The following is a 12,819-nucleotide window of genomic DNA, read 5'->3' as shown; positions in this document are numbered from 1 at the left end:
CCGCGCTCGTCAGATGGTCATCGCCTCACGGACGGTGGCCTCGGCAGCCGTCCCACCCTCGCCCGACGATGTGACCCGGCCGCTCTCGAGCACGTAATACTGTTGTGCCGCTTCGAGAGCGAAGCCGATGTGCTGTTCGACGAGCAGCACCCCGAGTCCGCCCCGCTGGGTGAGGGTGGTGATGGTCTGTTCGATCTCGGCGACCACCGACGGCTGGATTCCTTCGGTCGGCTCGTCGAGGATGAGCATCCGCGGCTCGGTGATCAGGGCCCGGGCGATCGCGAGCTGTTGGCGCTGACCGCCCGACAACAGACCCGCACGGCGGCCCAGCAGTTCCTTCAGCGCCGGGAACATGTCCAGCATCTCGGCGATCAGTTCCTTGCCGCGCTTACGGCCGTCGGCCACCACCTGCAGGTTCTCCGCGGTGGTGAGGTGGCCGAAGCTCTGCTGACCCTGCGGGACGTAGGCGATGCCGTGCTTGACCCGCGCGCTCGGGCGGGCCTTGGTGATGTCGACGCCGTCGAACGTGATGGAGCCCTTGGTGGTCTTCACCAGACCGACGGCGGCCCGGAGCAGCGTCGTCTTGCCGGCGCCGTTGTGCCCCATCACCGCGACGACACCGTCGGACGGGACCTCGATGTCGACGCCGTGGATGACCTCGGTGCGGCCGTATCCGGCGTGCACCCCGGAGAGTTTCAGCATCGGGGTCAGCCCTTCTTCTCGGTCGAGACAACAGCAGAGTCGTCGGAGCCGGCAGCGATCTCCTCGAGTTCCTCACCGCCGGCAGCGGTTCCGAGGTACACCTCCTGAACCTTCGGATTGGCCTGCACCTCGGCGACACTGCCCTCGGCCAACACCTGACCGCGGGCGAGGACCGTCACCGACGTCGCGAACGCCCGCATGAAGTCCATGTCGTGTTCGACGACGACCACGGTCCGCTCACCGCCGATCCGGCGCAGCAGGTTTCCGGTCTCCTCACGTTCCTCGTGGCTCATGCCGGCGACCGGTTCGTCGAGCAGCAACACCGAGGCGTTCTGCACCAGCAGCATGCCGATCTCCAGCCACTGTTTCTGACCGTGCGCGAGGACGCCGGCCGGGGTGTCGCGCAGGTCCTGCAGCCCGATGGTCTCGAGCGCCTCGGCGATCCCCTCGGGGATCTCGGTGGGCCTGCGACGCAGCATGGTCCACACCGACCGGCCCGCGCCGGCGGCGATGTCGAGGTTCTGCAGCACGCTCAGTTCCTCGAAGACGCTGGCGGTCTGGAAGGTTCGGCCGACGCCGAGGCGCGCGATCTGGTGCACCTTCTTGCCGACGAGTTCCACACCCGACTTCTGGATCGACCCGGTGGCCTTCACCAGACCGGTGATCGCGTCGATGATCGTCGTCTTGCCGGCGCCGTTGGGGCCGATGAGGAACCGCAGATCACCCTGCAGCAGCGTGAGATCCACGTCGGTGACGGCCTTGAAACCGTCGAACTCGACGGACAGACCACGCACCTGGAGGTAGTCGCTGTCCATTCCGGCATTGCCACCGGCGACCGGTTCGACCGTGCCCACCGTCTCGGGTTCGCTCATGAGGAGGCTCCTACCTTGCTGTCTGCGTGTTCGTCGATGTCACCGGTGGGCGACGGATCGGTCGCTTTCTTCCGACGCCACTTGAGCGCGACGCCGATACCGGCGAGGCCGGCGGGGAAGAACCCGACGACGACGATGAACAGGATGCCCTGCGCGTAGGTCCATCCGGAGGGGAAGCTCTCCGACAGACTGGTCTGCGCCCAGGCGACCGCGATGGCACCGAGTACCGGACCGAGAAGTGTTGTGCGACCGCCGATTGCGACACCGATCAGGAAAGCGATGGACGGGACGATGCCGACATCGGCGGGCGAGATGATGCCGACGATGGGCACGAACAGGGCGCCGGCGATACTCGCGAACAATGCGGCGATCGCGTAGGCGACGACCTTGACATTGGCCGGGTCGTAGCCCAGGAAGCGGACGCGCTCCTCCTGGTCGCGCACAGCGACCAGCAGTTCGCCGTAGCGGCTGTACATCAGTTGCCGGGTGATCGCGACAACGACGAGCAGGGTGGCGGAAGCGATGTAGAAGAGCAGGTGGCGGTTCACCGGGTCGTTCAGGGCGAGACCGAAGAAGCTGCGGAAACGGTTGAGGCCGTTGCTGCCGCCGGTGCTCTGCTGGCCGATGAGCAGGATCGCGAAGGCGGCGGCGAGCGCCTGCGACAGGATCGCGAAGTAGGCGCCCTTGACCTTCCGCTTGAACACGCCCAGGCCCAGCAGGACCGCGATCAGGGTGGGCACGAACAGGATTCCGAGGATCGTCACCAGCGGCGAGGCGAACGGTTTCCAGTATCCGGGGAGTTCGCGGATACCGGCGATCTGCATGAAGTCCGGCACGTCGTCGCCGCGGATCTCGGCGTCGGCGATCTTCAGGTGCATCGCCATGATGTAGGCGCCGAGGCCGAAGTACACGCCCTGACCGAGGGTCAGCATGCCGCCGCGACCCCAGGCCAGGCCGATGCCGACCGCGACGATGCCGAAGCACAGGAATTTGCCGAGCAGGTTGAGCCGGAAGTCGGAGAGCACCGCGGGTGCGACGCCGAACAGGAGCACCGCCGCGACGGCGAACCCCGCGTAGGTCTTCCAGTGACCGCTGAAATAGTCCTTCACACGAGACTCCTCGACTGGACCGTGAACAGGCCCTGGGGGCGGATCTGCAGGAAGATCACGATGATCACGAACACGGCGACCTTGGCCACCGATGCGGTCGTGTTGTATTCGATGAACGAGTTCAGGATGCCCAGGGCGATGGCCGCGATGACCGCGCCCTTGATCTGGCCCAGACCGCCGATGACGACCACCAGGAAGGCGTCGATCAGATAGGTCATACCGGTGTTCGAGCTGGTGGAACCGATGAGGGTCAGCGCCACACCGGCGACACCGGCGAGTCCGGAGCCGATGAAGAAGGTGGTGATGTCGGTTGTCCGGCTGGAGATCCCGCTGGTCTCGGCCAGGTCGCGGTGCTGGACGACCGCGCGGATTCGACGCCCCATCGGGGTGTACTTCATCGTCACGGCAATCGCCACCACCGCGATGACGGCCAGCAGCATGATGAACAGGCGGGTCTTGGGAACCACCGCACCGAGGATGTCGACGCCTCCGGAAAGCCACGGCGGCGCGGTGACGCGGACCGCCGGCGCACCGAAGATGTCGCGCGCGAGCTGTTGCAGGATCAGTCCGACGCCGAACGTCACCAGCAAGGTGTCGAGCGGACGGTCGTACATGCGCTTGATGAGCGTGACCTCGAGCAGCACACCCATGAGGCCACCGACTCCGAATCCGATGAAAAGCGAGACGATCAGGGACACACCGGCGTTCGAGATCAGGTATTCCTGCACCGAGTACGCGGTGTAGGAGCCGGCCATGATGAACGACCCGTGGGCCATGTTGATCACGCCCATCTGACCGAAGGTGAGAGACAGACCGAGTGCTGCCAGGAGCAGGATCGATCCGAGACTCAGCCCGGTGAAGAGCTGTCCGATAACGGTTTCCACGTTCCCATCCGTTCGTCGTGGTGTCGGTGCGGCGTCCGGGGTGGCCCGTCTCGCGCAGGGCACAAGACGGGCCACTCAGACGTCAGCTGCTGAGGCCCTCGGCCCACGGGTAGGACTTGAGGTACGGGTCCGGCTCGATCGGCTGCCCCGAATCCCACACCGTGTAGATGAGGCCGTCGCCGCGGATCTCACCGATGCGAGCGGTCTTGGTGATGTGGTTGTTCTCCCCGTCGATGGTCACCAGGCCCTCGGGGGCCTCGAAAGTGACTCCACCGGCGGCCTTCTGGACATCGGCCACGGCGAACGAGTTCGCCTTCTCGACAGTGTTCTTCCACAGGTACACCGAGACGTAGGCGGCCTCCATGGGATCGGAGGTCGGCTTGTTCGCGCCGTAGGCGGCCTTGTAGTCACGGACGAAGGACTCGTTCACCGGGTTGTCGATGGTCTGGTAGTAGTCCCAGGCGACCAGCTGCCCCTCGATGTTCTCCACACCGATGCCGCCGACCTCTTCCTCGGCGATCGAGACCGACACGACCGGCATCGCCTGCGGGGTCAGACCGACGTTCTTGTACTCACGGAAGAACGCCACGTTGGAGTCGCCGTTGAGGGTGTTGAACACGGCGTCGGCGTCGGCGGTGCGAACCTTGTTGACGATGGTCGAGAAGTCCGTCGAACCGAGCGGGGTGTAGTCCTCGCCCTTGATCTCGATGCCGTTGGCCTCGGCGTAGGCCTTGATGACGCGGTTGGCCGTCTGCGGGAAGACGTAGTCGCTGCCGACGAGGTAGAGGGACTTGACGCCCTTCTCCTTCAGGTACTCCAGGGCCGGCACGATCTGCTGGTTGGTGGTGGCACCGGTGTAGAAGATGTTCTTCGACGACTCGAGACCCTCGTACTGCACCGGGTAGTACAGCAGGGAGTTGTTGTCCTCGAAGACCGGCAGCATCGCCTTGCGGCTCGACGACGTCCAGCCGCCGAACACCGCTGCGACGCAGTCGGCCGAGATGAGCTTCTCCGCCTTCTCGGCGAAGATGGTGGGCTCGGAGGCGCCGTCCTCGCCGATGAGCTGGATCTGCTTGCCCAGCACACCGCCGTTGTCGTTGATCTGGTCGACGGCCAGCTTGATCGAGTCACGCACGGTGACCTCGGAGATCGCCATCGTGCCCGACAGCGAGTTCAGTGAACCGACCTTGATGGTGTCGCCCGAGGTGTCGACGCAGGACTCGGCGCTCGATGCCGAGTCCTCACTCGCCGAGCTGCCACAGGCGCTCAGCGCGAGTGCGACGGCGGACAGCGCCGCCGGGATGAGGATGCCGTACCGCCTACGGCGTGTGGGGGTGACGGCGGACGGCAATGAATCAAACGGCATCCGAAGGCCTTTCTCAATACGTCTCAGGTCGGCTCGAGCGGGGCCATGACAGACACCCGGCGCTGCTTCGCACCGCGTGACCCCCCCGAAGAGATACGCGTCGCACTCGATCGGCGAACTCGCGTATGTCGGGTAAACGTATTTAGGCTTTGTTACACCGGCGTGACGAGAGATGAATTCCCTGTTTCCGCTTCAGTGCGGCTCACGCCCGATTCACACTGCCGAATGTTGTTGCCGGATCGGATTTTTCGACGACGAAGGCGGCGCATCGCTGTTGGACGCGCCGCCCCGGGGTCGGTGGCCTGGGTCGGTGGCCTAGTGCGAGAAGGCTGCCTCGACCTCCGCGCGACTGAGCTCGGGATCGGAGCCGAGTTCGTAGCGCGGCAGGGTGTGCGGCACGTCGGTGCCGCCGGCGACGCGTCGCTTGGCAGCGGCGAACTCGGGCGCCTCCCCCATCGACAGGTGAGCCGAGTTGATGATGGTCCACACGGCGGATCGGCGGGCGCGCCGTTCGACCGGATTCGGCGGCCGGTAGGAGATGAGCTGCTGGGCCCAGCGCGGCTGGATGTCCCGGATCGCCCAATCCACCGCCGCCTGAGCACGATTCCGCAGATTGGCGCCTGTGGCCATCGCGTTGCCGTGCGTCAGCGCCAGCCGGGGCAGGTATGACTCGAGACATTCCAGGGTCTCGGCCTTGGTGGTGGGCAGGTCGGTTCCGCCCAGCGCATGACCCACGCGCACGAATTCCCCGTAGTACCTGTCGAGTTCGGTTCCCCGCAGGGGTCGCGGGTGGTAGATCTCGTGCGCCGTCGCGATACCCCACACGACCGTCGCGTAGTTCCAGCGCAACCACTCGGGATCGTCGGCGTCGTAGGCCGCGCCGTCGGGCCGGACACCCTTGATCGTGTGGTGCATCGCCCGCACGGTGCGAGCAAGTCGCTCGGCGGTTTCCGACGATCCGTAGGCCGTCCCCATGAAGAATGCGAGCGAGTGCCCGAGGCGGGTCATCGCACCGTCGGGGTCGATCGAGGTGGTCGCGGTGCCGTCCTCACGTCGCCTGACCAGGCGGGAGTGGTGCATGCCCATCCAGAAGATGCTGGGGTCGAGGCGTTCGATGTACGACGCGCTCTGCAGCCCGAAGATCAGTGCCGGTGTGTGCGAGTGGACGTACCAGGTGGCGCTGTCGGGTCCGAACCACCCGGGGTCACCGGCCGGGTCCTCGAACTCCATCCCGCGGAAGAACTTGGCGCGGACGTTCTCGTCGAACTTGCCGTTGAGCCACGATCCGAGCATCTCGTGCGGCAGGTCCAATGGGACCCATTCCGTGGATGGCAGCCGTAGGGGCGCGAGGGGAACGTTCATCGATCGTCCTTTCTCGATACCGACGACGCCACACGGGCACGTCGCCATGTGGTCACGGTTGTACCCACTTTAACGCTTTGGGTACACACGTGACCAGACCTTGCTCCGTCCCGGGTCAGCCCGTCTATGGTGAAACGATGTCGAGTCCGACCCGATGGGCCGGCGTCCCCTTGGAGGACCGCCGTGCCGAGCGACGAGCGATCCTGATCGCCGCGGCGTTCGACATCTTCGGGGGCAGCGGACCCGAGACCGAGCTGTCGGTGCGGTCGGTGTGCCGGCATTGCGGCTTCAACACCCGCTACTTCTACGAGAGCTTCGCCGACACCGACGAACTACTCGGCGCCGTGTACGACGCGACCGCCGCCGAGCTGGGCGCGGTGGTCGAGGCTGCGATGACCACCGCAGGACACTCCGTCCGGGCGCGCACCCGCGCCGGCATGCTTGCGGTCCTCGGCCACGCGTCGGAGGATCCGCGTCGCGGCCGCATCCTGTTCACAGAGGGACGGACCAATCCGGTGCTCGCGCAGCGGCGTGCCGCCACGCAGAACATGCTCTTCGAACTCTCCTTCGCCGAGGCCGACGCCCGGGAGACCGATCCCCTGACCGGTCGGGTGCGGGCCGCCGTCTTCACCGGCGCCATGGCCGAGCTCGCTCAACAGTTTCTCGCCGGAAGCCTGGGGGACGATCTCGAACGGGTCGTCGACGAGGCCCTGGCGACGCTCATCCCCGGTCGCCGCTGATCGCTCACCGCCGGCCGAGGCGCGAGAGCTTCCCACTGCCGGCTGAGGTGCGAGAGCTTCCCACTGCCGGCTGAGGTGCGAGCTTCCCACTGCCGGCTGAGGTGCGAGAACTCCCCACTGCCGGCTGAGATGCGAGCTTCCCACTGCCGGCTGAGGTGCGAGAGCTTCCCACTGCCGGCTGAGGTGCGAGGAGCGCAAGCGACGAGCCACGAAGCCCTGGCGACGATCCCCCGCCACGTTTCAACCCACCGAGCGCGACGCTCTCCGCGCGAGTGCTCGGATCGTGCTCGGCCCCATCCCGCGATCGAGCGCGCGGATCATGACAACGACGCCGATCCCCGAGAGCACCAGTGCCGTCGCGAACAGCGTCGGGAAACCGAACAGGTCACCGACGACACCCGCAGCGAACCCGGCCGCGCCCTGGACGCCCACCACCGCGCAGGCGAACAGCGTGTAGTCGCTGCCCTCGTATCCCTTCTCGCAGGCGTCCATCATGAGCGTGAACACCGCGACGGTCGCTGCACCGCCGAGGATGTGTTCGGCCAGGCTGGCGCTCACCACAAGCCAGAACCCGCCGACGCCCGATGCGGCCACCAGGTACAGAGCCAGACTGAGTGTTTGGGTGACACCGCCGAAGAGCAGGGCCTGGCGTCGTCCGCAGCGGAACGCCAGCCATCCGCCGAGGGCCGCTCCGGCGAGCGCCCCTGCCGACGACAACGCACCTTCGACGAGGGCGATCTGTCCCAGGCTCAGGCCGATGTCGGACATGAAGGGTCCGACGAGGGCCGAACCCATCGAGTTGCCGAACTTGTAGGCCCCGACGATCAGGATGAACACCACCACGCCGGGGCGTCGGAGCCGGGCGAGCCAGCCGGTGAGGAGCAGTGACGGCGACGGCCGAGAGACATGCGCCTGTTCCGGCGACGACGTCGTCGCGTCCGCGGGTGTGCGGGCGAGGTACCAGACCGGGATCGTGAGGACGACGAGCAGGATCGACATCGCGACGAAGAGGCTGCGCCAGCCGGCGAGCGAGAACAACCACAGCAGTCCACCGCCGCCGACGATCATGCCGACCCGGTAGGCGCCCACCTGAATCCCGTTGCCCAGACCTCGTTGTCGGGGTCCGAGGGACTGAACGGCGAGTCCGTCGGTGGCGATGTCCTGGGTCGCCGAGGCCAGGTTGATCACCGCGATGCCGACGAGGAGCCAGACCAACGTCCCGGAGAGGTCGATGCAGGCCAGGACGAGGGCGATCGTCGCGGATGTCAGTTGCATCGCGAGGAGCCAGCGGCGTCGGGTCCCGTATCGGTCGACATACGGTGCCCACAAGAACTTGAGTCCCCACGGCGCGAAGAGCAGCCCATAGACGCTGATCTGCGTGAGCGAGTACCCCTCCTCACGCAGGATGACGGGCACCGCCTGGCTGAAGAACCCGTACGGCAGGCCCTGCGCGAAGTAGAGAGCCGTGAGCAGGACCATGGTGCCGACGGCGAGCGAGCCGGTGCGCGACGGGGTCGACATGGCAGACATCATGCCGCAGTCACGACGCCGGGGTCGTCGCGGTCAGAACCTTCTCGACGGCTCCGGGTCGGCGTCAGCCGGCCATGGCCGGGAACGCGAGGGAGACCAGCATCAACGCGAAGAGGAACCACGCGGCGCCCTGCCACATCGGCCAGGTTCCGCCGCGGCGGTAGGTGCGGTAGGCGATGACCAGCGCGCCGATACCGCCGAGGACGAATACGCCGGGGACCAGGGATGCGAGGACCATGTTGGTGCGGTCAACGGCGAGGAAGATCGCACATGCGATGGCTCCGACTCCGACGACGGCGGCCACGTAGAGCGCTGCGGACCGGTAGCTGCCGGTGTCCTGCCACCTCTTCTCGACGTCCTGTCGCCCGCGGTCGCTGGGATTCTGTACGTCGTTCATCCCGGAGGCTTACCCGCGCCGACCTGCGCTCGAAACCCCCAACTACTGTGAGTAGCACTACTCATGTCCCGCGGGCCATGAGAAGACAGGGTCATTCCATGACCATTTCCAGCAGCACATTCGGGGGCGATCCGGGAGCCGCGACACTCGCGCGGATCTCCACCGAATTCGATGCCATCGCCCGCCAGATGTCCACGGTCTCGGCCGAGTTCGCCGAACTGCGGCGGATCGTCGACGATGTCGGGGGTCCTGCCGGCGAGGCCGCACAGTCCGACCCTCCGGTACAGCCGGAACCGGCACGGCAGGAGGCTCCGGCCGGACCGCTCACCGCGCCGACCGTGGCCCCGGCGCCCGCGCCTCCTCCGCCCGCATCTCCGATGGGCAGCGGGCAGCCGTCTCCGTGGGCGTCACCCGGTCGGCCGGCAGGTCGGGGTGCGTACACCTACGGGCCGCCCGTCCAGCAGGCTCCGTCACGTCCGGGACCGCATCCCGCATATGGGCCGATGCCGCGACCGCCGGCCGCTCCCCTGCCGACACGTCCACCCGCGCGCCCGCTGTCCGAGCGTGTCGCCGCGGCCGCGGAACGGGGTCTGATCGGCAAGATCCTCGCCACCGCCGGCGTGGGCGTCACGCTGATCGGCATCGCCCTGCTGCTCGTCCTGGCCGCGCAGGCCGGCGTCCTGCGCCCGGAGTTCCGCGTTGCGGGCGGCGGGGTGCTTGCGGCAGCACTTGTCGGCACCGCGATCTGGTTGCGCCGCAAGCCGGATGGCCGGATCGGCGCGATCGCCACGGCCGCAACAGGGATCGCGGCCGGGTACCTCGATGTCCTGGCCGCCACCAAGATCTACGAGTGGCTCCCCATCGTGGCGGGTCTGGCAGTCGCCGGCATGGTCGCAGCCGGCGGCCTGGTCCTCGCATATCGTTGGCGCAGTGAACATCTCGGCTTGCTCGTGGTGGTCCCGCTCGTCGTTCTCGGTCCGGTGCTGACCGGCGGTCTCGACATGACCCTGATCGCGTTCATGGTGGTGCTCGCCGCCGCGTCGGCATGGGTCCAGTGGGGCCGCGACTGGATCTGGTTGCACACCGTGCGCCTGGCCGCACCCACGATCCCGCTGACCGCCGTCGGCTTGGCCGCCCTGGGCGGAACGAGCACCGCGAACACCGGCTTCGAATTCGCCGGCGCCGCACTCGTCGTGATCGTCCTCGGTTACGCGGGCGCCCTGGTGGCGATGCCCACCACCCGATTCCGCGAGGTCATCGCGGGCCTGGCATCGGCGACGACGATCCCGGTCCTGTTCACCGGCGCGGTGATGGACATTGCGGGCGCGGTCGCGCTGCAGGCGTCGGTCGCCGTGCTCGTCATCGGTGTCACCGTCATCTGCTCGGTGGTGCGGACCGAGCGCTTCGAACTCCCCGACGTCGTCGCCCAGATCTGGACCGCGACCTCGCTCGTCGTGCTCTTCGTCGCGATCCTCGTGTGCTTCGACGGCATGGTGGCCGTGTCCGCGGTGCTGGGCCTGGCGACAGTAACGGCCCTGGTCGCGCGCACATGGTCGGCGACGTCGCTGGTGCTGCTGGGCGGTAGCACGGTCCTCTGGGCGATCGGTTTCGCAGCTCTGCTGGACGACATGCCGCCGTACGTGCTGGCCCAGGCCCGTCTGATGGAGGACAACGCCTCGTTGTCGATCGTGATCGGCAGCCTGCTCGCCGCCGCGGGGGCCGTCGTGATCGCCGCCGGGTGGACCCGACTGACGGCCGAAGACCTGGGCCGCGTCGCCTACACCGCTGCCGCCGTCGTCGGGGTTTATGCCATCACCGCCATCAGCGTCACGTCCGGAGTGCTGATCGCCGGCGCCGACGGATTCCTCGGCGGGCACGTCATCGCGACCACCTGCTGGGTCGTCCTCGCCGGTGCGGCGCTGGCCTTCGCCCGGCGACGCGCGGGTAACGAGCGCACCGCCGCGGTCACCGGCGGACTGGTGCTCGTCGCGGCGGCGATGGCCAAGCTGTTCCTGTTCGACCTGGCCACCCTCGACGGGATCTTCCGGGTCCTCGTGTTCATCGTGACCGGTCTGATTCTTCTGGGACTCGGCGCCTGGTACGCCAAGGCCCTCCAGGGCGAACGCGTCCCGGGGTCGCCGACCACGACCCCGGGAGCGGATACACCGGTCAGACCGTTTTGACGGTCTCGATCTCGGCGGGCGCCGCGACGTCGACCTCGGTCGTCTCGTCATGGGAGACGGGCCGACGGTCGGCGGCGGTGCGCGCGTGGGTGATGTAGATCGTCAACCCGACGAAGGTGAGACCGCCGACGAGATTGCCGATGACCGTGGGGATCTCGTTCCAGACGAGGTAGTCGCCGATCGAGAAGTCGCCCCCGAGCATCAGTCCCGAAGGGAACAGAAACATGTTGACGATCGAGTGCTCGAATCCCATGTAGAAGAACACCATCACCGGCATCCACATGGCGAGGACCTTGCCGGGCAACGACGTCGACATCATCGCGCCGACGACACCGGTGGACACCATCCAGTTGCACAGGACGCCGCGGATGAACAGCGTGAGCATGCCGGCGGCACCGTGCTCGGCGTAGCCGACGGTTCGACTCTCGCCGATGTGCCCGAGCTGCTGGCCGATCTCGTCGGGGTCGACGCTGAAGCCGTAGGTCACGATCACCGCCATCATCACCGCGACCGTGAAAGCACCCAGCAAGTTCCCCACGAACACCCAACTCCAGTTCCGCAGCATGGATTTCACCGTCACACCGCGCCGTTTGTCGATCAGGGCGAGCGGGACGAGCGTGAAGACCCCGGTGAGCAGGTCGAAGCCCATCAGATACAGCAGGCAGAAGCCGACCGGGAACAGCAACGCCCCGAGCAGTGGTTCCCCGGTGCGGACGGTGACCGTCACGGCGAATGCCGCGGCAAGGGCGAGGATCGCGCCGGCCATGTAGGCGCGGATGATCGTGTCGCGGGTGGACAGGAACACCTTCGCCTCACCGGCGTCCACCATCTTCACCGCGAATTCGGACGGATTCACATAGGACAAGAGATTCTCCCCGAGCGTTTCGATTCGTGACACTTGTCCCCCATCGAATCGAGGCCACATGTCGTTGAGGTGTCGTCAGGACGACCCGGTGTTACATCGACCTCTCTCGAACGCTCCGTCGGAGTGATGTTTCGCCGCGATTACCTCCTGCTCGTACCGTCGTGTCCGTCGTGTGAAATCTCCGGCCGAGTCCGGCAACACCTTGGAAATCCGCCGGCACCTGTGCATGGTGGAGATAACCCTCGACGTACCAACGACATTCGGCCTGGAGCGCCGACCCCCGCGTCGAGGGAGCATCACCGAATCGACGAGGAGACACGATGACCACTCCGATCATGCCGAAGTCCGACGCCGCCGACCTGATCGTCGCGGCCCGAATTCGGCAGGGACTCACCTGGGCGGCGATCGCCGAGAAGATCGACGCACCGCTGGTGTGGACGGTCGCCGCGCTGCTCGGCAAACACCCCGTACCGGCGGACAAGGCCACGGTCGTGGTCGAGATGCTCGGCCTCGGCGAGGGCGTAGCCGAGAGCCTGCGCCAGCAACCGACCCGAACCCCGGACGAGGCCGCCGCCAGTGACCCCACGATCTACCGCTTCTACGAGGCCCTCGACGTCTACGGTCCGGCGCTGAAGGAACTCATCCACGAGGAGTTCGGCGACGGGATCATGAGCGCGATCAACTTCAAGGTCGACATCGCACGCGGCGCCGACCCAGGCGGCGACCGCGTGGTCGTGACCTTCGACGGGAAGTTCCTCGACTACAACTGGTGACCTCGCCGCCGTTTTATAGCTCCAACCCGCGGTGAG

Annotated in this window: 12 protein-coding genes; 3 read left to right on the top strand and 9 right to left on the bottom strand. The window is 66.9% G+C overall.

Annotation, left to right across the window (positions count from 1 at the left end):
- Positions 1–9: 9 nt before the first annotated feature.
- The 6 genes from urtE to M1L58_RS17280 all read right to left on the bottom strand — a co-directional run bounded on the left by urtE (position 10) and on the right by M1L58_RS17280 (position 6,295).
- Positions 10–702: an urea ABC transporter ATP-binding subunit UrtE gene (urtE, locus tag M1L58_RS17305; protein WP_006865581.1), complete on the bottom strand. Its 693-nt coding sequence runs from the start codon at positions 700–702 to the stop codon at positions 10–12.
- Positions 703–707: 5 nt separating this feature from the next.
- Entirely contained in the window at positions 708–1,574 is an 867-nt protein-coding gene (urtD, locus tag M1L58_RS17300; RefSeq protein WP_248659830.1) for an urea ABC transporter ATP-binding protein UrtD, read from the bottom strand.
- Positions 1,571–2,683 carry an urea ABC transporter permease subunit UrtC gene (gene urtC, locus M1L58_RS17295; protein WP_006865579.1) on the bottom strand — a complete coding sequence of 371 codons (1,113 nt, stop codon included), beginning with the start codon at positions 2,681–2,683 and terminating at the stop codon, positions 1,571–1,573. The genes urtD and urtC overlap by 4 nt, the downstream gene beginning before the upstream one ends.
- Entirely contained in the window at positions 2,680–3,567 is an 888-nt protein-coding gene (urtB, locus tag M1L58_RS17290) for an urea ABC transporter permease subunit UrtB (protein ID WP_005198578.1), read from the bottom strand. The genes urtC and urtB overlap by 4 nt, the downstream gene beginning before the upstream one ends.
- A gap of 82 nt (positions 3,568–3,649) precedes the next feature.
- Positions 3,650–4,933, bottom strand: coding sequence for an urea ABC transporter substrate-binding protein (gene urtA / locus M1L58_RS17285; protein ID WP_006865578.1), 1,284 nt, complete (start codon positions 4,931–4,933; stop codon positions 3,650–3,652).
- A 315-nt stretch (positions 4,934–5,248) separates the two neighbouring features.
- Complete coding sequence (locus tag M1L58_RS17280; RefSeq protein WP_006865577.1) at positions 5,249–6,295, bottom strand: oxygenase MpaB family protein; 1,047 nt, start codon at positions 6,293–6,295, stop codon at positions 5,249–5,251.
- Between the two features lie 137 nt (positions 6,296–6,432).
- On the opposite strand from M1L58_RS17280, the gene M1L58_RS17275 reads away from it, so the two are divergent.
- The gene (locus M1L58_RS17275; RefSeq protein ID WP_248659829.1) at positions 6,433–7,035 is read left to right on the top strand and encodes a TetR/AcrR family transcriptional regulator; all 603 of its coding nucleotides are present in this window, start codon (positions 6,433–6,435) and stop codon (positions 7,033–7,035) included.
- 240 nt (positions 7,036–7,275) lie between these two features.
- On the opposite strand, the gene M1L58_RS17270 is transcribed toward M1L58_RS17275, so the two are convergent.
- Positions 7,276–8,556 carry an MFS transporter gene (locus tag M1L58_RS17270; RefSeq protein WP_248659828.1) on the bottom strand — a complete coding sequence of 427 codons (1,281 nt, stop codon included), beginning with the start codon at positions 8,554–8,556 and terminating at the stop codon, positions 7,276–7,278.
- A gap of 73 nt (positions 8,557–8,629) precedes the next feature.
- A complete protein-coding gene (locus M1L58_RS17265) occupies positions 8,630–8,962 on the bottom strand; it encodes a hypothetical protein (RefSeq protein WP_248659827.1) in 333 nt (110 codons plus the stop codon).
- 98 nt (positions 8,963–9,060) lie between these two features.
- On the opposite strand from M1L58_RS17265, the gene M1L58_RS17260 reads away from it, so the two are divergent.
- Positions 9,061–11,145, top strand: coding sequence for a DUF2339 domain-containing protein (locus M1L58_RS17260; protein WP_248659826.1), 2,085 nt, complete (start codon positions 9,061–9,063; stop codon positions 11,143–11,145).
- Here M1L58_RS17260 and M1L58_RS17255 read toward each other — a convergent pair.
- On the bottom strand, positions 11,132–12,010 hold the full coding sequence (locus tag M1L58_RS17255) for a formate/nitrite transporter family protein (RefSeq protein WP_248659881.1): 879 nt from the start codon (positions 12,008–12,010) through the stop codon (positions 11,132–11,134). The two genes, M1L58_RS17260 and M1L58_RS17255, sit on opposite strands and share 14 nt — an antisense overlap.
- A 320-nt stretch (positions 12,011–12,330) precedes the next feature.
- Between M1L58_RS17255 and cynS the strand changes: the two genes are divergently transcribed.
- A complete protein-coding gene (gene cynS / locus M1L58_RS17250) occupies positions 12,331–12,783 on the top strand; it encodes a cyanase (protein ID WP_248659825.1) in 453 nt (150 codons plus the stop codon).
- Positions 12,784–12,819: the final 36 nt, after the last annotated feature.

Origin of the sequence: Gordonia sp. C13, from assembly GCF_023218005.1 — a bacterium.
GTDB classification, from domain to species: Bacteria; Actinomycetota; Actinomycetes; order Mycobacteriales; family Mycobacteriaceae; genus Gordonia; species Gordonia namibiensis.
This window is presented reverse-complemented; position numbering and strand designations above follow the sequence as displayed.

Excerpts from the sequence above, each read along its gene's own strand:
- urtE (WP_006865581.1), bottom strand. The coding sequence starts at position 702 with ATGCTGAAACTCTCCGGGGTGCACGCCGGATACGGCCGCACCGAGGTC.
- urtD (WP_248659830.1), bottom strand. The coding sequence starts at position 1,574 with ATGAGCGAACCCGAGACGGTGGGCACGGTCGAACCGGTCGCCGGTGGC.
- urtA (WP_006865578.1), bottom strand. The coding sequence starts at position 4,933 with ATGCCGTTTGATTCATTGCCGTCCGCCGTCACCCCCACACGCCGTAGG.
- M1L58_RS17280 (WP_006865577.1), bottom strand. The coding sequence starts at position 6,295 with ATGAACGTTCCCCTCGCGCCCCTACGGCTGCCATCCACGGAATGGGTC.
- M1L58_RS17275 (WP_248659829.1), top strand. The coding sequence starts at position 6,433 with ATGTCGAGTCCGACCCGATGGGCCGGCGTCCCCTTGGAGGACCGCCGT.
- M1L58_RS17270 (WP_248659828.1), bottom strand. The coding sequence starts at position 8,556 with ATGTCGACCCCGTCGCGCACCGGCTCGCTCGCCGTCGGCACCATGGTC.
- M1L58_RS17265 (WP_248659827.1), bottom strand. The coding sequence starts at position 8,962 with ATGAACGACGTACAGAATCCCAGCGACCGCGGGCGACAGGACGTCGAG.
- M1L58_RS17260 (WP_248659826.1), top strand. The coding sequence starts at position 9,061 with ATGACCATTTCCAGCAGCACATTCGGGGGCGATCCGGGAGCCGCGACA.
- cynS (WP_248659825.1), top strand. The coding sequence starts at position 12,331 with ATGACCACTCCGATCATGCCGAAGTCCGACGCCGCCGACCTGATCGTC.